The organism is Robiginitalea marina (genome assembly GCF_024006985.1).
GTDB lineage: Bacteria > Bacteroidota > Bacteroidia > Flavobacteriales > Flavobacteriaceae > Robiginitalea > Robiginitalea marina.
Genome location: NZ_JAMXIB010000001.1, coordinates 481,281 through 499,289 on the forward strand (window position 1 = coordinate 481,281; position 18,009 = coordinate 499,289).

Here is an 18,009-nt window from a genome sequence, read left to right on the forward strand (position 1 = left end):
GATTTATAATTCTGTTTATCAGAGCATTACATTGTTTTAAATTCTTTTGGCACGCTGTTTGCAAAGGTTAGGGTGGAATGTAAATAGTTGCATCCGGAACCTTAAAACGGAATCGCCATGAAACATGTAATCCTCCTTCTCGCGGCCCTGCTGACCGGAATGGGAAGCTCCCGGGCCGAAACCCGTACCTCCGGGGCTTCCGCCTTAGCCCCTGTTTTTTCAAACGCCTTCATTTTTGTGGAAGACGGGGTTACCTTTGCCCTGTATCCGGATGGCGAATTCGATTTCTACATCGATTCCCGCCTTCAGGTGAATGCCGGGGTACAGATAGGCCCGGCAGCCATCACTTTCAATTCCGGGTTCAACTACAACCCCTTCGTACAATTCGACGATTTCGGCGCGGTCATACAGGTCGAGAACGTGCCGGTATTCTATGACTTCTACGGCAGGGTGAGCCGCATAGGCACTGTTGGGGTAAATTACCGCAGCGGAAGGCTTTACCGCCTGGGCGGTATGCGTATCTTCTACAATTCCTGGGGAGGATATGACTATCACCTTGGGTTTGTGAACCCCTTCAACCGGGTTTATGCCTTCAGGCCTTTCCACCGCTACTTTCTGAGGCCGGCCCCTGATTTTTGCATGGTCTACCGGCATCCGTACAGGAGATACTACCAGCCCGTGCGCTATACCTGGTACCAGCCCTACCGGAATAACCTCAGGAGGGCGTACGCCAGGGTCGGTGACACCTACCGCTACCAGCCCAGGGCCGAAAGGAGCAGGATCTACCGTAACGACCACCGCGTAGTGGCGCGGCAGGAAAGATCAGGAAGGTCTTCCGGTATGCAGGGCAGGGAATTGGAGGCCCGCACCAACAAGACCGTAACCAGGAGGTCCTCTGCTAACAGCCAGGCCACCAGGGAATATGTAGCCCGTACCACCGGGAAAGAAAACCGGGCCACCCCGGTTACCCGCTCAACCTACGGGAGGAATCCTGCAGGAAACGACCAAGGCCGCGTTGCCCGCAGTTCCCCGGGGACCTCAAGAGAGGCGGTAAGCCGGCGCCCGGCGCCCCGCCAGCCCGCCAGGGTTTCAAAGGCTTCCCCGCAACGGGATGCGGTGTCCCAAAGGCCTGCTCCGCGGACCGATAAACCCGCTGCCCGGGCTTCCCGCAGCAGCCGGAGTACGCCGGTGACAGCCCGCCAGGCAACACCGGGAAGGAGCAATGAGCGCGGAACGCACACCCGGGTATCGGATACCAACCGCAAGGAGCGTTCCGGCCGAAGCGGGTCCCCAAGGCAATAATGGATCCTGCCCGGGCAACGCCGGGAATAATAAGACCCCGTGGAAAACCTGTTTTCCCGGGGTCTATTTTTTGAACAGGTTCCTGCCCAGGGCGTTCAGGTCCTCAGAAATCCGGAGCTGATATGCCACCCCCCCGTAAAACAGCACAATCAGAAGGCTTTTCAGCAGGATATTCACCAGGGGGTGGAAAGGGAATTCAAACCAAAAAAACAACAAATAGGTAATTGCCGCGAGGAGCAGGACTTTCAGGGTACCCCAACTGAAAGGCGATAAGCCGAACTTCCACCCGACAAACACCAGTTTCAGGACATTGTAAAGGGTTACGGCAAGAAACGTGGCCACGGCAGCCCCGAGGATCCCCATTTCGGGAATCAGCCAGATGTTCAGCAGCACGGTCAGCACCGACAACAAAACCCCCATGGCCAGCAAGGCCGTATAATACCTGGAATTGTACAGGATGGCCGTATTGATCCCCAGGAAAGCATCGAACAGCCGCACCCCTCCTATCAGCAAAACCACCTGGAAGCCGCCCCGGTAATTTTCCGGGAGCAGGCGGTAAAGCTCTTCCAGGTTCAGCAGGATCCCGAGGAAAACCAGGGTTGAAACCGCAAGCAGGGTTAGGGAACTCTTTTTGTAAAGCTGCTCCAGGCCCCTGAGGTCACCGCTGTGCAGGAGGGATGCGGTTAGCGGGTAAGCAATCTGGTTCAGGGCCCTGAATGGAACGATAATGACGGTGGCGATAAAGATGGCCACGGTATAATAGGCTACATTCTCTATCTCGATGTACTGGTTGATCATGAAGCGGTCAATTTCCAGCAGGATCACAGAGACGGATCCCCCGACCAAAATAAGGGCAGAATACTGCAAAATTTCCCCGGATCCCCCGGGCAGGGAGAGCTGCAGGCGAAGGGGCTGTAACCGGAGGGCATAGAAGGCCATCAGGAGCATGCGCAAGCCGTATAGCCCAACCATCCCGATCAGGAATTGGGTTTCCCCAATCCACCCCATGTATAGCAAAACCAGCAAGGCTGTTATCCCGGCGCGCACGAATACTTCCTTCAGGAAGGTACCAAAAGTAGATTGCAGGCATACCTTGCTCCAGGCAAAGAAGACCTCGAAATACGCCATAAACACCCCGGCCAGGAAAATGTGCCAAACGTAATCGCGCACCACCTCATTTTCGCGGGCCAAAAATTCGCCAATCGCTGCGTTGGCCGTAAAACTATAGATCCCGAGGGGGAGGATGACCAGGAAGGGCAGCAGGATGGCCATACTTAAAAATCCCTGTAGGTCGTCCCTTTCCCTGTAGCCTGAATAAAATTTAACCAGGGTATTGGGGATGCCAAAGGACATCAGGGGCATCAACAGGGCGGAGGTAGACAGGATTACCCCTACCAGGCCGAAATATTCAGCCGACATGAAGCGGGTATACAGGACCAGGGTATTGATGGCCCCGAGGGCAAACCCTGCATAGGTTATGGCTGTGTTGATTACCGACTGTTTTCGAACTATTCCCATAAGACCTCTTCTGCCAGTCGTTTTGCAAGCTCCCTGCGGTGGTATCGGGATACCCCCACCCCTGCGACCTCAAGTGTCCCGTTCCGGAAAGACCGGTACCACTGAAGCAACTGGGATTCTATCTCATTTTCCTGCCCGTACCCATACGCCGCCCCACTCCCGCATTCGACCACTATGCGTCCGGCTTCCCACCCCGGGGGGCCAATGGCCAGGATCGGCCTGGAAGCGGCGAGGTATTCGAAAAGCTTTCCCGGGATGATTCCCACCGTCTTTGGGGAATCGATCTCCGGCAAAAGAAGCACCTGGGCCTTACGCTGCAATTCAAGGGCCTCACCATGGGACACATAAGGAGTTATCGTTACATAAGGTTCCAGGCCATGGGCCCTGAGGCTCCTTTGGGTTTCGTCGCTTACCAGGCCCGTAAGCTCAATGCGCAGGTCCTGGCGCAGGCCATCATGCCTTGCCAGGAGGTTTTTCAACCCCTGCCACAAGGGCACCGGGTTGCGTCCGCTGAGCAGGCTGCCGATATGGGCCAGGATAAACGGTCCCTCTGGCTGCTCTTTCCGGTTCGGGGACCCTGTGAAGCCATTAGTGATGACCTGTATGGGGCGCCGGGTCAGGTGCCGGAATTCGTCCCGGGTAGTCTCGCTGGTGGTAATTATGTGGTCGGCCTGCCGGAGTACTTTTTGTTCCAGGGCCCGGTGTTTTTTATTAGCCCGTTTCCCGGGGAGCAACGCCTCGTGATAGCCAATGGAAGTCCATGGGTCCCTGAAATCGGCCACCCACCGGACCCCGGTTTTTTCCTTTAATTCCAGCCCGATAAGGTGCATACTATGGGGCGGCCCGGTGGTTACCAGGGTGTGGATGCCTTCCTCCCGGAGGACTTTGGAAAGGAAACGCACCGAGGGCCTGACCCAGAACCGACGGGCATCGGGAATAAAGAAATTGCCGCGGATCCAGAGCAGGAGGCGCTCCACCCGGGAAGGCCTGTCGCGGTTGATAATCCCGGCGCTGATCCTCTGGGTTTTCCGGCGGCTGAGCCACTTCGCAAGGTGATAGGGCTCCCAGATTTTTTTTCGCAGCACCCGGATTCCTGGAGGTACCTGGTCCGTAAACCCTTCATCCCGCAACGGATAGTGGGGGTTTTCCGGGGTATACACCACAGGTTCTACCCCGAACTCCGGCAAATAGGACGCGAAATACAGCCAGCGCTGTACCCCGGGTCCTCCGGCCGGAGGCCAGTAATAGGTAACAATGAGTACTTTTTGCATGGCCCTTTAGTGCTTCTGCCGCCTCCTTCGGAACAGTTCATACCCCCCTGCACCCAATAGGAGGGCTCCCAGCAGTGCGCTGGCAGCCAGGCTGATGGTGCTGCCCTCCCTGATGACATCCGGTTCAAATTTAAAAATGATGCGGTGCGACCCGGCAGGAACCTCCATTGCCCTCAGGGCATAGTTAACCCGAAAGTGGGGGGCAGGCGAGCCGTCAATATACGCCTGCCAGCCATGTGGGTAGTACATTTCAGAGAAAACGGCAAGCCCTGCCCCAGGGTTCTCAGAACGGTACTCCAGGTAGTTGGGGCGGTACGAGACCAGTTCGATACCAGCTGTGGAATCAACGGCAAAAGGGCGTGGCGAAAATTCAGGGAAGTCACTGGTGTTGACCACGGCATGCCTTCCTACCTGTAGGGTATCGAGGGCCTGAATGGCCTGGTCAGGGGAACTCACCGATGCGGCATACTCCACAAACCACGCATTGCCAAGGGCATCGGGGTTCAGGGATGCCCGGGGGTTCCCCTCCTCGTCATTCTGTATCACGTATTTTACGTTCAGCATATCCAGCACCCTCCGGTTGTTTCGGTAAATATGGAATTCGAAAAGGTCCTGCATCCTCTGGGGCTTGGCCGCATGGTAGCCCCCCACGGAGTGATGGAAATACGAAGTGCGGGCCCCGTTCAGGCCTTCGCCCGGGTTCAGCACCCGGTATACGCTGCTGTCCCTGAGGATCTGCTGGTCGGCCTGGGTCATCGCAAAGGCCTTGTCCATCCGCCTTTTGGGGAGGAAATCTTCCTGGTTCACATACCGGCGGTCTACCCCGACCAAATCAAATACCACCAGTACCCCCAGCCCGAAGACCATCCAGGGATATCCCAGGCCCTTTTTCAGGTTCACCCAGAGCAGCCCTGCGGTGAGGCCTATAAAGACCAGGGAGCGCAGGATATCCTGTACATAGACCATTTCGCGGTCGCGTCGCAAAAGCTCCACCAGTTCTTCTGTAAAATATCGTTTCAGGACCTCGTCGCTGCCCCCTACAAAATCAAACCCGGACCGGAAGGCCAGGAGCAGGAGGCCCAGGCCGGCCATACCGAGGAACGCAATCAAAAGCGCCCGACCCTTTTCCGCAGCCGACCGGTCTGCCCGCCCCCAGGCCTGGATGGCCAGGACCGCCATCAGGGGGGCACAGAGCTCCAGGAGTACCTGTATGGAAGAAACCGCCCGGAATTTATTGTAGAGCGGGAAATAATCGATCATCAGATCGGTTAACAGAGGGAAATTCTTCCCCCAGGAGAGCATCAGGGCGAGAAGGGAAACGCCTGCCAGCCACCACCGTGCCTTCCCCCGGACCAGGAGGAGCCCCAGGAAGAACAAAAACAAGACCACGGCACCAATATAGGGAGGGGCCGCCACAATGGGCTGGTCCCCCCAGTACAGCTGGAGGTTGTTGCTGAAATCCAGGGCCTGTGACCTGGGTACGCCCTGGTCTACCAGATACTGGAAGGTTTTGGAATCCTCCCCGAGCTGTTCTACGGAGCCCCCGCCAAAGAGCCTGGGAAACAGCAAATTCAGGGATTCCGATATCCCGTAACTATACTGGGTGATGTATTCCCTGTCGAGGCCGTCAGCATTTTCCTTTGGGGTGCCGTCCGGGGTTATGGAAAGTACCGATGGGCCCCGGGTACTCCATTGGGCGTACTCCCTGGTCGCCAGCAGGGCCGTGGCGTTTACGGCCACCCCCATAGCCACCGCTAAAAGGAGTAACCCGACGGAACCAAAATACGATTTCAAATGCCCTTTCCGAATGGCATCTGCCAGGTAGGCCACCCCCAACACCAGGACCAGGAACATAAAATAATAGGTCATCTGGTAATGGTTGGCCTGGATTTCAAGGGCCATGGCCAGGGCCGTAAGGAGGAAGCCCCACAGATACTTTCCCCGGAAGGTAAGCAGAATCCCCCCCAACACCATGGGCAGGTAGCCCAGGGCATGGGCTTTGGCATTGTGCCCCACGCCAAGGATAACGATCAGGTAGGTGGAGAACCCGAACGCCAGCGACCCGAGGATGGCCAGCCGGTATTCGACTTTCATACAGCACATCAGGATGTAAAACCCCAGGAAATACAAAAACAAATAATCCGCCGGGCGGGGCAGGAAGCGGATGGCCCGGTCCAGTTTTTTGAGGTATTCGTGGGGGTAGCGCGCGCCCAGTTGATAGGTCGGCATGCCGCCAAAGGCACTATTGGTCCAGTAGGGTTCCTCCCCGAATGCTTTCCGGAAGCCGTCCTGTTCGCGGGCCATCCCCTGGTACTGCACGATGTCGGACTGGTAGATGGCCTCCCCTTTGAGGACCGGGTAAAAATACAGGAGCGATACCAGGGCAAAAAAAACAAGGGCAAAGAAATGGGACAGGAAGGTTCGGAATCCTCGGTTCATGCGTAAGGTCGTGTCGAATTATTCAATCTCCTCAAATTCAATGTATTCCCCCACTTTGTTACCCGATGGCCTTCGGGCGGGAGGCCTTTTGTCGATGCTCACCTCCCCTGCCCTGGTGTCATTGCGGGGTGAGGGGTCCCGGTACGGGGCAGCCCGCCTGAAGGCTTCCTCCATTTTACGCTGCGCGTACCTGCTGGCCCAGGGCCGGGCCAGCCGGGCGACCAGCTTCAGGAGGTAATACCCGAGGAGAATCCATAAAATCGTTTTCAAAATACCCATAATCCGGCTTCAGCGTATATCAAAAGTACAATTCCCACGTTGTTATAGCAGTACAAATGTCTTAAAATAATACGAATATGACCCCCAAAGCAGGATGTGTCAGGCCCTATGCATCCCTAATCGGAGTGCTCCTCGCATTTTTGTGCCTTGGCCTTTCGGCACGGGCACAGTATACGGATGTGATCAATTCCAACCGGCCCGGGAAATCGGTGAGCGCCTATGCCGTGGGCACCGGCGTCATACAGCTCGAGTCGGGCCTCCTATACGAACGGCGCGAGCATTCCGTACTGGATACCGAATCCGGGGTCTTTGGGGCCGATATCGCCCTGAGGTACGGCCTTTTGTTCGAAACCCTGGAACTCCACTGGGAAGGGACCTATGTAAGTGAAAGCCTTACCTTCAACCCGGGTGGGGAGAAGGAAACCCTTACTGATTTCACGACCAACCGCCTGGGGTTGAAGTTCCTCCTCTACGACCCGTATAAAGATCCGGAACGCAACAAACCCAACCTGTACAGCTGGCGGGCCAACAACGTTTTTCAGCTGAGGAACCTTATCCCTGCCGTATCGGTGTATGCGGGGGCTACCTTTACCCTCGGGGACAACCCCTTTTACCCCGGGGATCCGACGGTTTCCCCCAGGGTGATGGCCGCCACCCAAAGCCGCCTGACACCCAGGTTTGTTTTGATCACCAACGTCGCGTACGACCGGATCGGTACCGATTTTCCCGAATGGAGTTACCTGGTCTCCCTGAGCCATGCCTTCAGGAATCCCAAATGGAGTGTTTTTGTCGAAAACCAGGGCATCCAGAGCGACCGGTACTCCGATGTATTGCTGCGCAGCGGGATCGCCCACCTGTTCCATGAAAATTTCCAGGCAGACCTGCTGGTCGGCGCCGGCTTTAAGAACACCCCCGCCAGGGCCTTTGTGGCCGCAGGTATTTCCTACCGCCTCGATTACCACCAGGACAAGGTGAAACCGATTGACGAGCAGGAAAGCCGCATTGGCCGAAAAGCCCAAAAGAATAAAAGGAAGAAATCGAAGGATTCCGGTGACGGGGTCCTGCCCGATCCATCGTAGGGGCTGACCCCCCCGGGAACTGGGCGGATGCACGTGTCGCTTCACGCGATCAGGGACCGCTTTTCCGATAATTCCTTTTCTCCTGTGCCCAAATATTCCTAATATTGATGCGGGAATAAAGATGCCATGATCCGTATCCAGGAAGCACGTAACCGGAGTGAAATGAAAGCCTTTGTGCGCTTTCCGTTTACCCTGTACAAATCTTCCCCCTACTGGGTCCCCCCCCTGATCAACGATGAACTCGACGCCCTGGATCCCGGGGTCAACCCGGTTTTCGAGCAGGCCGAAGCGCGATACTTCCTGGCCTTTAAAGGAAAGCGCATCGTGGGGCGGGTTGCGGCTATTGTGAACTGGACTGAGGTGCGCCATCAGGGAATCCCCAAAATGCGGTTCGGGTGGTTCGACTTCGAAGACGACATGGAAATCTCGGGGATCCTGCTCAGGACCGTGGCCGAAATAGGGAAAGGCCATGGGCTGGAGTTTATGGAAGGACCGATGGGCTTTTCCAACCTCGACAAGGTGGGGGTCCTCACCGAGGGTTTCGACCATATTGGTACCATGGTAACCTGGTACAATTACCCGTACTACGCCGAGCACCTGAAATCCCATGGCTTCCAGTTGGAGAAGGAATACATTGAAAGCAAGTTCCCCAACGCCAACGCCGACCCCAAATATTTTGTGCGTATCCAGGAGGTGATCCGAAAGCGCTATGGGCTACGCCCGCTGAATTTTGAAAAAACCTCGGAAATCCTCCCCTGGGTAGACCAGATGTTCGACCTTTTCAATGACACCTACGCGCGCCTGTCTTCCTTCGTACCCATGTCGGAGTCGCAGAAGGCGTATTTCAAGAAGCGGTATATTTCGCTGATCAACCCGGAATTTATAAAATTCATACTCGATTCCGAGGATCGGGTCATTGCCTTTGCCATTGTGATGCCCTCATTCTCAAGGGCCCTTCAAAAAGCCCGTGGACGCCTTTACCCCACTGGTTTCTACCATTTGCTGAAAGCGCGCAAAAACAACAGGGATGCTGTATTCTACCTTATCGGCATCCATCCCGATTACCAGAACAAAGGGGTGACTTCCATTATTTTCAACGAATATTACCACGCCTTTAAAAAGAGGGGGGTGCAGATGTGCTACAGGACCCCGGAACTGGCCGATAACCTGGCGGTCCAGCAAATCTGGAAGCACTTCAGCCCCGAGGTATACAAACGCCGTTGTACGTTCAGAAAGTCCCTGAAATGAAAAACCCCGGGTAGAACCGGGGTTTCGGATGTTTTGGGCGGAAGGGGCCTATTCCCCCATAGCGGCGGCCACTGCGGCTGACAGCCGCTTGTAGGTTCCGTTTTGGAGCCGCTCCCGAATCGCCGAAAAGGCTTCCAGGGTTTCCGAAATGTCTTCTGCGGTATGCGTGGCGGTGGGGATCATCCGCAACAGGATCAGTCCCTTGGGGACAACCGGATAAACCACAATAGAGCAAAAGATGCGGTAGTTTTCCCTCAGGTCCTTTACCAGGGCCATGGCCTCGGGGATGCTTCCGTTCAGGTAGACAGGGGTAACGCAGCTCGAAGTGGTGCCAATGTCAAACCCGCGTTCCTTCAGGCCATTCTGAAGGGCATTGACGTTATCCCAGAGTTTCTCCTTCAGTTCCGGACGGGTGCGCAGCATTTCCAGGCGTTTCAGCGCTCCCTTGACATAAATCATCGGCAGCGATTTGGCAAACATCTGGGAACGCATGTTGTATTTCAGGTAGTCGATGATCTCCTTATCGGCAGCGAGGAATGCCCCGATCCCTGCCATGGATTTTGCAAAAGTCGCAAAGTAGACATCGATATCATCCTGAACGCCCTGCTCTTCGCCTGCCCCTGCCCCCGTGGCGCCAAGGGTCCCGAATCCGTGGGCATCATCGACCAGCAGGCGGAAGCGGAATTTTTTCTTTAGGGCTGCAATCTCCCTGAGCTTTCCCTGTTCGCCCCGCATGCCGAAAACCCCTTCTGAGATGACCAGGATGCCGCCCCCGGTTTGTTCCGCCATTTTGGTGGCGCGCTCCAGGTTTTTTTCCAGGGATTCGATGTCGTTGTGCTTGAAGGTAAACCGCTTGCCGACGTGGAGGCGCACCCCGTCAATGATGCAGGCATGGGAATCCACGTCGTAAACGATAATATCGTCTTTTGAAACCAGGGCGTCAATGGCCGACATGATCCCCTGGTAACCGAAATTCAGGAGGTAAGAGGCTTCCTTGTTTACAAAATCGGCCAGTTCCTGCTCAAGTTGTTCGTGGAAATCAGTCTGCCCGCTCATCATGCGCGCACCCATCGGGTATGCCGCTCCGTGTTCCATGGCTGCTTCCCCGTCCACTTTTTTTATTTCAGGCAGGTTGGCCAGCCCCAGGTAATCGTTGATACTCCAGGTGATTACTTCCCTCCCCTGGAATTTCATCCGGTTTGATATGGGTCCTTCCAGCTTGGGAAATACGAAATACCCTTCGGCCTGGGCAGCCCATTTCCCCAACGGCCCCTTGTTCTCTATTATTCTGTCGAATAAGTCTCTCATGGATAGTAGCTTGGTTATGTGTGTGCCCCCGTACGTCCGCTTGCTGACCGCAGGCAACATCAATGCGCAAAAGTACAGAATTTTACAAAGGAATCATAAAATTGGGGGGCGGAAAAAAGCACGGCCCCGGGCCTGGCGAGCAGCCTTATTTCACGTATTGCACCTTCTCAGGTTCCCCCACGTTCTGGCTGTCGAAAAAGCCCTGGTCTTCCATCCACTGGTCGCTGTAGACCTTGCTCATGTAGCGGGACCCGTGGTCCGGGAAGATGATCACCACCCGGCTGTCGGCCGTAAATTCCCCTGCGGCTTCCAGCTGCCTGACGGCCTGCATGGCCGCCCCGGAGGTATATCCGGCAAAAATACCTTCCGTCTTGCAGAGTTCCCGGGCCATATGGGCACTCTCCTCATCGGTGACCTTGATAAACTGGTCAATAATATCGAAATCGGTGGCGTCGGGAATCAGGTTCTTGCCCAACCCCTCTATACGGTACGGGTAGATTTCCTCTGTGTCGAGCTCCCCGGTCTCGTGGTATTTTTTAAGTACGGAACCATAGGCATCCACTCCCAGGATCCGGATAGCCGGATTTTGCTCCTTCAGGTACCGCGCGGTTCCTGAGATGGTACCCCCCGTCCCGCTGCAGGCCACCAGGTGGGTGATTTGCCCACCGGTCTGCTGCCAGATTTCCGGGCCGGTGGAGTCATAGTGGGCCTGGATATTCAGCTGGTTGAAATACTGGTTGATATAGACCGACCCCTTGATTTCCCCGTGCAGCCTTTTGGCAACCTGGTAATAGGAACGGGGGTCATCTGCACTGACGTGGGCCGGGCACACATATACCTTGGCCCCCATGGTCCGCAGCATGTCAATTTTATCCCTGGACGACTTGGAACTTACCGCAAGGATACATTCATATCCCTTTATGATGCTAACCATGGCCAGGCTGAAGCCTGTGTTGCCCGAGGTGGTTTCAATAATGGTATTGCCGGGCCTGAGGATTCCCTGCTTTTCCGCTTCATTTATAATATGGTGAGCAATACGGTCCTTGGAGGAGTGCCCCGGGTTGAAGGCCTCAAGCTTGGCGTAGTATTCCCCTTTAAAGCCAGCGGTTATCCTGCTGAGGCTAACCAGGGGGGTGTTTCCGATAAGTTCAAGGATATTCGCGTGGGCCTGTATCTTTGGATCCATGCACGTTTGGTTAGGGGTTGGCCGCTTTCGGAAGCGTCCGGTTTCGCTTACAAAAGTACTATTTTTTTTGAATTAATGTATTTTACCTGCCAGGTCGAGCAGGAAGGTATACTCCCTTGCGGTTTCCTTAAGGGCTTCAAAACGCCCCGACGCGCCCCCGTGGCCTGCTTCCAGGTTGGTGTGCAGGTACAGGCGGTTAGGCCCTGTTTTCATGACCCTGAGCCGGGCAACCCACTTGGCCGGTTCCCAGTACTGGACCTGGGAATCGTGGAGGCCCGTGGTCACCAGCATATGGGGATATTCCGCAGGACGCACATTGTCATACGGGGAGTAGGATTTCATATACGCGTAGTACTCAGGGTCGTTGGGGTTACCCCATTCATCGTATTCCCCGGTGGTCAGGGGAATGGATTCGTCGAGCATGGTAGTCACCACATCTACAAAGGGCACGGCGGCAATCACCCCATGGTAGAGTTCGGGTTCCAGGTTGATTACCGCCCCGATCAGCAGGCCCCCCGCGGAACCCCCGTAAGCGTAAAGACGGTCGGGGCTGGTGTATTTCTTTTCAACCAGGTGCCGGGAACAATCGATAAAATCGGTAAAGGTATTCATCTTCCGCAGCAATTTCCCATCCTCATACCAGGGGCGTCCGAGATACTCCCCTCCCCTCACATGGGCAATGGCATAGATGAACCCCCGGTTGAGCAGGCTAAGGCGCGGGCTCGAAAAATAGGGGTCTATGGTGCTCCCATAGGAGCCGTACCCGTACTGCAGCAGGGGGCTACTCCCGTCAAGGGGGGTGTCTTTATGGTAGACCAGGGAAACGGGTACCCTTGAGCCGTCTCGCGCCGTGGCCCAGACCCGCTCTGAGCGGTAGTTTTCCTCCCTGAATTCCGGGTCCAGCACTTCCTGTTGTTTCAGGAGGGTTTTTTCCCGCGTCCTCATGTTGAAATCCAGGATACTGTACGGGGAGGTCATGGCATTGTAGACATAGCGGAAGGTTTCCGTATCGAAATCGAGGTTTACATACGGATAGGCCACATAGGTCTCGTTGTCAAAGGGAAGCGAATAGCTCGCACTCCCATCCCAGCGCGTTACCTGCATTTTGGTAAGCCCTTCGTCCCGCTCTGCCAGCACATAATAGTCTTTGAAGATTTCCAGGTCCTCGATCAGCACGTGTTCCCTGTGTGGGATGAATTCCTCCCAGTGGGCCGACCCCGTCTGCCCTTCGCGGGTCTTCATCACCTTAAAGTTCCAGGCCCCGTCCCGGTTGGTTACGATGTAAAAGTGGTCCCCAAAGTGGTAAATGGAATACTCCACCCCGCGTTCCCGGGGGGAAAAAACCTGAAAATCGCCCCCGGGCTCGTCTGCCGGCAAAATGCGGTATTCGCTGGTCAGGGTACTGACCGACCCGATAATGAGGTATTTCCTGGACTTTGACTTATAGATGTACGTGTTGAATGTTTCATCCTCCTCATGGTAAACCAGCTGGTCCCGGGCCGGGTCGGTCCCCACAATATGCTTGTAAATGCGGTCGGAACGGAGGGTGACCGGATCTTTTCGGGTGTAGAAAAGGGTTTTGTTGTCGGCGGCCCAAACCGAGCTTCCCGTGGTATTTTCCAACAGGTCGGGATAGACCTCCCCGGTTTCCAGGTTTTTGATCCGGATGGTGTATTGCCGGCGGGAAACCGTGTCGGTGCCAAAGGCGGCGAGGCGGTTGTCGGGGCTTACGGAAATCCCCTTAAGGTCGAAATACTCATGGCCCTCCGCCATTTGGTTTGCGTCGAACAACAGCGCTTCAGGGGCTTCCATGTGTTCCTTCCGGCGGGTATACACTGGATATTCCTTCCCCTGTTCGAAACGGGTAATATACCAGTAGCCGTTGAATTTATACGGCACCGATTCGTCATCTTCCCTGATCCGGGCTTTCATTTCCTCGAAGAGCTGCTTTTCAAATTCACGGGTATGGGACGTCCCGGCCTCAAAATAGGCATTTTCGTCCCGCAGGTATTGCAACACCTCTTCATCTTCCCGGTCCCGGAGCCAGTAATAGTCATCTACGCGTACATCGCCGTGTTTTTCAAGGGTTTGGGGTTTCCTCAGGGCAACAGGTGGCTGGGCTTCTTGCATGGTGCTGTTTTGGGGGTTGCAGGAAAGTGCAAAAATACTACTTAAAACAAGACTGGTTAAGGGGAGTAGGTTTCTCATGGGGTGACCGGTAAAATCCGGTGAATTTACTATTTTTAACCCTTAAACGCCCTATAATATGTTCGGAGATTTGATGGGAATGATGGGTAAACTGAGGGAAACCCAGGAAAAAGTAAAGGCCACCAAAAAACGCCTTGATTCGGTTACCCTCAAAGAAACCGGCCCGGGGGGTGACGTTGAGGTGGTGCTTACGGCCAACCGCGAAATTAGGGAAATCCACCTGGCAGACCACTTATTGAACGATAAGGAACACCTGGTGGACGCCCTGGTCATTGCGCTGAACCAGGCACTCGAAAAAGCCGGGCAGGTACACGATGCTGAACTCTCTGCTGTGGCCCGGGAAGGGATGCCAAACATCCCGGGCCTGGATTCCTTTCTGAAATAACCCTTAACGCGTACAGGTGCTGGAAGTACAGGAAAATGGCAATAACGGGTATCGTTTCCTGGTGAAAAGCCGGGAAGGGCACCTTTTGCTCGAAAGCGTGGGGTTTTCCACCCTTTCCGAGGTACGGGCCTGTTTGAGCGAAGTGCGCGGGCACCTGGGAAGCCCGGCCTGTTTTGAGCGCCGTACCAACCACAGGGGGCAGTTTCAATTTGCACTGAAAAGCCTGAATGGGCGGGTTTTGGGTTTCAGTGGCCCGTATCGCTCGGAAGCGGGGATGGAAAACGGCATCAAAAACACCCTTGCACGCCTTCGGGAATCAGGCCCGTCCGAAGGAAAGCCCATCCAGGGCTGAGAGGGTATACTGGTGCATGGCTTCGGTATAATCGAGGTGGGTCACCAGCCTGAGCTTGCCCTGACCCATCCCGATCAGGCGTATCCCCCGGGCATTCAGGGCCGAAACCATTTCCGCATCGGTCGCTGCCGCCGGATCCAGTTCAAAGATGACAATATTGGTCTCCACCGGGGCCACGTAACGCACATAAGGTTTGGAAGAGAGCATAGCCCCGATTTCACGGGCCCGTCGGTGGTCTTCTTCCAGGCGTCCAAGGTGATGCTCCAGGGCATACCGGCCGGCAGCAGCCAGGTATCCGACCTGCCGCATCCCCCCGCCCAGCACCTTGCGGATACGAAGGGCCTTATCCATGTCCGATTTGGAGCCTACCAATAGGGAACCAACCGGGCATCCCAGTCCTTTGCTCAAACAAACGCTGATCGTATCGAAAAGGGAGCCATAATCGGAGGCAACCTCCTTTCTGGCTACCAGGGCATTCCAAATGCGGGCCCCATCGAGGTGGTACTTAAGGCCGTGGCGGTCACAAACCTCCCGGATGCGTCGAAGCTCCTCAAAATCCCAGCATGCCCCTCCCCCTTTATTGGTCGTGTTTTCAATGCAGACCAGCGTGGTACGGGGGCTGTGGTAAAAATCAGGCGGATTGATGGATGCCTCCACCTGGGCTGCAGTCATCATCCCGCGCTCGCCGTCCACCAGCTTACAGGAGACGCCGCTGTTAAAACTCACCCCTCCCCCTTCATAGTTATAGATGTGGGCAAACTTATCGCAAATGAGCTGTTCCCCGGGCTGGGTATGCAGTTTAATCCCGGTCTGGTTGGCCATGGTCCCACTGGGGAAAAACAGGGCGGCCTCCTTTCCGAAAAGGCGCGCTACCTCATCTTCCAGGGCATTTACCGTGGGGTCTTCCTTAAAGACGTCGTCCCCCACCCGGGCCTCCATCATGGCTTGCAACATGCCCGGGGTAGGCCTGGTAACCGTGTCGCTGATCAGGTTTACATCCATGGGTTCGGTCCGTGTTTACTGAAAGCAGTCCATCCCGATAGGCGATCCATCAGGGATTTTAGGGGCCTCTGTCACTTTGAACAGTTCCGGGTGTTCCTCGAAGCGCTTTATCCGACGGAGGATCTCTGCCGCCAGGGGTTGTCCTGTGCCTTGCCGGGCCAGGGACGTTTTCAGGTCGGATAGGGCCGCGTGGGCCGCTGCATTCACCTGCGGGTGTACTTCCGGCTGGCTGGCCAGGTTCATCAGGTGTTCGAGCACCCTGAAATTGATCACCTGCTGTACCCCTGCCATGTAGCTGTCCTTAGGCAATTTATCCGTTATCGTTCCTGCCACCAGGGCCGAAAGCACCTCCTGCAGGCTGAGTTGTCCCGCATCCATGCTGTGCTGGTTTACCAGTCGGGAAGCCCGCTGCGGATGCAACAGGAAGCCAAGGGTCATGTCGGCGGCCGTTTCAGCGGCCGCAAGGGGATCAAAACTAACCCCTGTTTTCCCTTTGAAGGATTCCCGGGTCGCGTCGTACCCGATCGGCCGGGGGGGAAACCATTGGAGGATTCGCCCCGGAATGGCAAGCTGGTCTGCTTCCAGGGTTTGGAGTACCGCCTGCAGGGCCTGTTCCTGCTCCTTTCTGGGGAGCGCTTTCCACGGGTCAGCCCCGTCGCCGCGCACCCCGTATCTATAGTCCATTCCCCCCACGGACTTTACTGCTGCTTCCGTCTGGTAGCGATGGAAGAAATACAGCGGGACAAAAACGTCTTCCAGAACGGCATAAGGCTCCAGGGTCCGTATATTGGCCGGGGAAAACGATTCCATAGCCTTTTCGCGGAGGTCCAGAACGCGTCCGAGTTCTTCGGCGGCATTGCGCCCATTGTCCCATAAATGGGCATAGGCATGCGATCCACCCGGGGCACGGGCGTCCCGGTCCGAAATATAGCGGAGGCCGGAGGCTTCTGCCTTGCGCAGGATCTCCTGCAGGGCGGCCCGCTCGTCAGTCCCCTCCCGAAAGTCGGAATAGGCATAGGCCACCGTTACTTTGTCCCATGAGCCGATCCCCGTTTCGTAGGCCCCGGAAAAATCTATTTTTCCATCCACCAGGCGAATATCGGGATGTGGGTAGTCCATTACCGAAGTTTTGTCATTGCTGCTGGCCGCAAAATTATGGGCAAAGCCAAGGGTATGGCCGATTTCATGGGCCGAGAGCTGGCGGATCCGCGCCAGGGCCAACTCCATCAGGGCGCGGTCGTTGTCGTCTGCCGTTTCAAAAGGTTTTTCCGCCAGGGCCTGGGCAATCATAAAATCCTGGCGGATCCGAAGGCTACCAAGGCTTACGTGTCCCTTTATGATTTCCCCGGTCCGGGGGTCAGTCACGCTGCTGCCGTAACTCCAGCCCCGGGTGGAGCGATGCACCCACTGGATCACGTTATACCGCACGTCAAGGGGATCTGCATCGTCGGGCAGCATTTTCAGCTGGAACGCATCTTTATAGCCGATGGCCTCAAACGCCTGGTTCCACCACCGCCCGCCTTCCAGCAGGGCGGATCGCACCGGTTCCGGGGTGCCGTTGTCGAGGTAATAGACGATGGGCTCCACGGCTTCGCTTAGGGCAGCGGAAGGATCCTTTTTTTCCAGCCGGTGCCGCGGGATGTACCTTTTCAGGATTGGTTTTTCCACCGGGGTCGCATAATCGTAAAAAGAAAACGGGTAGGACCCGGATCGCGGATCGAACTCGCGCATCTGAAAGCCCGGGTCGGGGAGTTCGATGAAGGAATGGTGCTGGGCCACAGTAACCAGTTTTGGGTTTGGGGTCACGGACCGAACATACCCGCCTTTGGGTTCGCCTTTAAAGGTGAGCAACACATCGAATTCGACATTTTTAGGGAAGGCCCGGGTGCGCTCCGGGTTCATGGCGCTCCGGGAAGTATCCAGGGTGTAAGACCCCTGCCCGGTATCCCGGAGACGGTCGGAAACCCCGTGGGCGTCCTGCATCAGAAAACCGGTGAGGTCCACCACATGGGTATTCCCGCGGGTTTCCACGATGGGGAAGCCAAAAAGGATGGATTTGGCGAAGGCCTGCTCCACCGACTTTTTTTCCAGGGGGTTGTCGGTGAGGGCGCGGTACTGCAGGTTGGGCTGTATCAGCAACAATTTATTCCCGGCCTTTCGGAAAAAGACCACCTGCTCGTTGCCCAACTGCCCGCGGTCAAGGCCGATATCATTACTGCCGATCCCACTGCTCAGGGAATATACGTACAGGAACTCCTTTTCCAGCTCCTCCACTTCCAGGTATACTTTGTCGTCTGAAGCGTCGTAGTAGTAGTCAAAAAACCCTTCCGATTTTTCAAGGTTTTTGCGCTTTTCCGCAAACTGCCCGACCAGGAGCAGGGGGAACATAACCAACAGGGAAAACGAAAGCAGGAATCTCATAGGAAAGTTAT

The 18,009-nt window shown here is 55.7% G+C and carries 14 protein-coding genes; 5 read left to right on the top strand and 9 right to left on the bottom strand.

Annotated features, from left to right (window positions below):
* Positions 1 to 117 precede the first annotated feature (117 nt).
* The gene (locus NG653_RS02110; RefSeq protein WP_252740004.1) at positions 118 to 1,302 is read left to right on the top strand and encodes a hypothetical protein; all 1,185 of its coding nucleotides are present in this window, start codon (positions 118 to 120) and stop codon (positions 1,300 to 1,302) included.
* A gap of 63 nt (positions 1,303 to 1,365) precedes the next feature.
* On the opposite strand, the gene NG653_RS02115 is transcribed toward NG653_RS02110, so the two are convergent.
* From NG653_RS02115 to NG653_RS02130, 4 genes are read right to left on the bottom strand one after another with little or no spacing between them, the layout of a single operon-like run.
* The gene (locus tag NG653_RS02115) at positions 1,366 to 2,820 is read right to left on the bottom strand and encodes an oligosaccharide flippase family protein (protein WP_252740005.1); all 1,455 of its coding nucleotides are present in this window, start codon (positions 2,818 to 2,820) and stop codon (positions 1,366 to 1,368) included.
* Positions 2,811 to 4,091 (bottom strand): glycosyltransferase family 4 protein, encoded by a 1,281-nt coding sequence (locus NG653_RS02120; RefSeq protein WP_252740006.1) that lies wholly within the window; start codon positions 4,089 to 4,091, stop codon positions 2,811 to 2,813. Before NG653_RS02120 ends, NG653_RS02115 begins: the two co-directional genes overlap by 10 nt.
* A gap of 6 nt (positions 4,092 to 4,097) precedes the next feature.
* Positions 4,098 to 6,530: a YfhO family protein gene (locus NG653_RS02125; protein ID WP_252740007.1), complete on the bottom strand. Its 2,433-nt coding sequence runs from the start codon at positions 6,528 to 6,530 to the stop codon at positions 4,098 to 4,100.
* Positions 6,531 to 6,548: 18 nt separating this feature from the next.
* Positions 6,549 to 6,800: a DUF4834 family protein gene (locus NG653_RS02130; RefSeq protein WP_252740008.1), complete on the bottom strand. Its 252-nt coding sequence runs from the start codon at positions 6,798 to 6,800 to the stop codon at positions 6,549 to 6,551.
* Between the two features lie 86 nt (positions 6,801 to 6,886).
* On the opposite strand from NG653_RS02130, the gene NG653_RS02135 reads away from it, so the two are divergent.
* Positions 6,887 to 7,888, top strand: a complete 1,002-nt coding sequence (locus NG653_RS02135; protein ID WP_252740009.1) for a transporter — start codon at positions 6,887 to 6,889, stop codon at positions 7,886 to 7,888.
* Positions 7,889 to 8,014: 126 nt separating this feature from the next.
* On the top strand, positions 8,015 to 9,136 hold the full coding sequence (locus NG653_RS02140; RefSeq protein ID WP_252740010.1) for a GTP cyclohydrolase: 1,122 nt from the start codon (positions 8,015 to 8,017) through the stop codon (positions 9,134 to 9,136).
* 48 nt (positions 9,137 to 9,184) lie between these two features.
* On the opposite strand, the gene capB is transcribed toward NG653_RS02140, so the two are convergent.
* The 3 genes from capB to NG653_RS02155 form a co-directional block, all read right to left on the bottom strand.
* Positions 9,185 to 10,444, bottom strand: a complete 1,260-nt coding sequence (capB, locus tag NG653_RS02145; protein WP_252740011.1) for a cysteate-C-fatty acyltransferase — start codon at positions 10,442 to 10,444, stop codon at positions 9,185 to 9,187.
* 145 nt (positions 10,445 to 10,589) lie between these two features.
* Positions 10,590 to 11,630 (bottom strand): cysteate synthase, encoded by a 1,041-nt coding sequence (capA, locus tag NG653_RS02150; RefSeq protein ID WP_252740012.1) that lies wholly within the window; start codon positions 11,628 to 11,630, stop codon positions 10,590 to 10,592.
* A gap of 72 nt (positions 11,631 to 11,702) precedes the next feature.
* Complete coding sequence (locus tag NG653_RS02155) at positions 11,703 to 13,760, bottom strand: S9 family peptidase (protein WP_252740013.1); 2,058 nt, start codon at positions 13,758 to 13,760, stop codon at positions 11,703 to 11,705.
* A gap of 136 nt (positions 13,761 to 13,896) precedes the next feature.
* Between NG653_RS02155 and NG653_RS02160 the strand changes: the two genes are divergently transcribed.
* Together NG653_RS02160 and NG653_RS02165 are read left to right on the top strand one after the other, a co-directional pair.
* Positions 13,897 to 14,223, top strand: coding sequence for a YbaB/EbfC family nucleoid-associated protein (locus NG653_RS02160; protein ID WP_252740014.1), 327 nt, complete (start codon positions 13,897 to 13,899; stop codon positions 14,221 to 14,223).
* A gap of 16 nt (positions 14,224 to 14,239) precedes the next feature.
* A complete protein-coding gene (locus tag NG653_RS02165) occupies positions 14,240 to 14,575 on the top strand; it encodes a YegP family protein (RefSeq protein WP_252740015.1) in 336 nt (111 codons plus the stop codon).
* On the opposite strand, the gene NG653_RS02170 is transcribed toward NG653_RS02165, so the two are convergent.
* Together NG653_RS02170 and NG653_RS02175 are read right to left on the bottom strand one after the other, a co-directional pair.
* A complete protein-coding gene (locus NG653_RS02170; RefSeq protein WP_252740016.1) occupies positions 14,540 to 15,577 on the bottom strand; it encodes a threonine aldolase family protein in 1,038 nt (345 codons plus the stop codon). The genes NG653_RS02165 and NG653_RS02170 overlap by 36 nt on opposite strands.
* A 15-nt stretch (positions 15,578 to 15,592) precedes the next feature.
* Positions 15,593 to 17,998 carry a zinc-dependent metalloprotease gene (locus tag NG653_RS02175; protein ID WP_252740017.1) on the bottom strand — a complete coding sequence of 802 codons (2,406 nt, stop codon included), beginning with the start codon at positions 17,996 to 17,998 and terminating at the stop codon, positions 15,593 to 15,595.
* Positions 17,999 to 18,009: the final 11 nt, after the last annotated feature.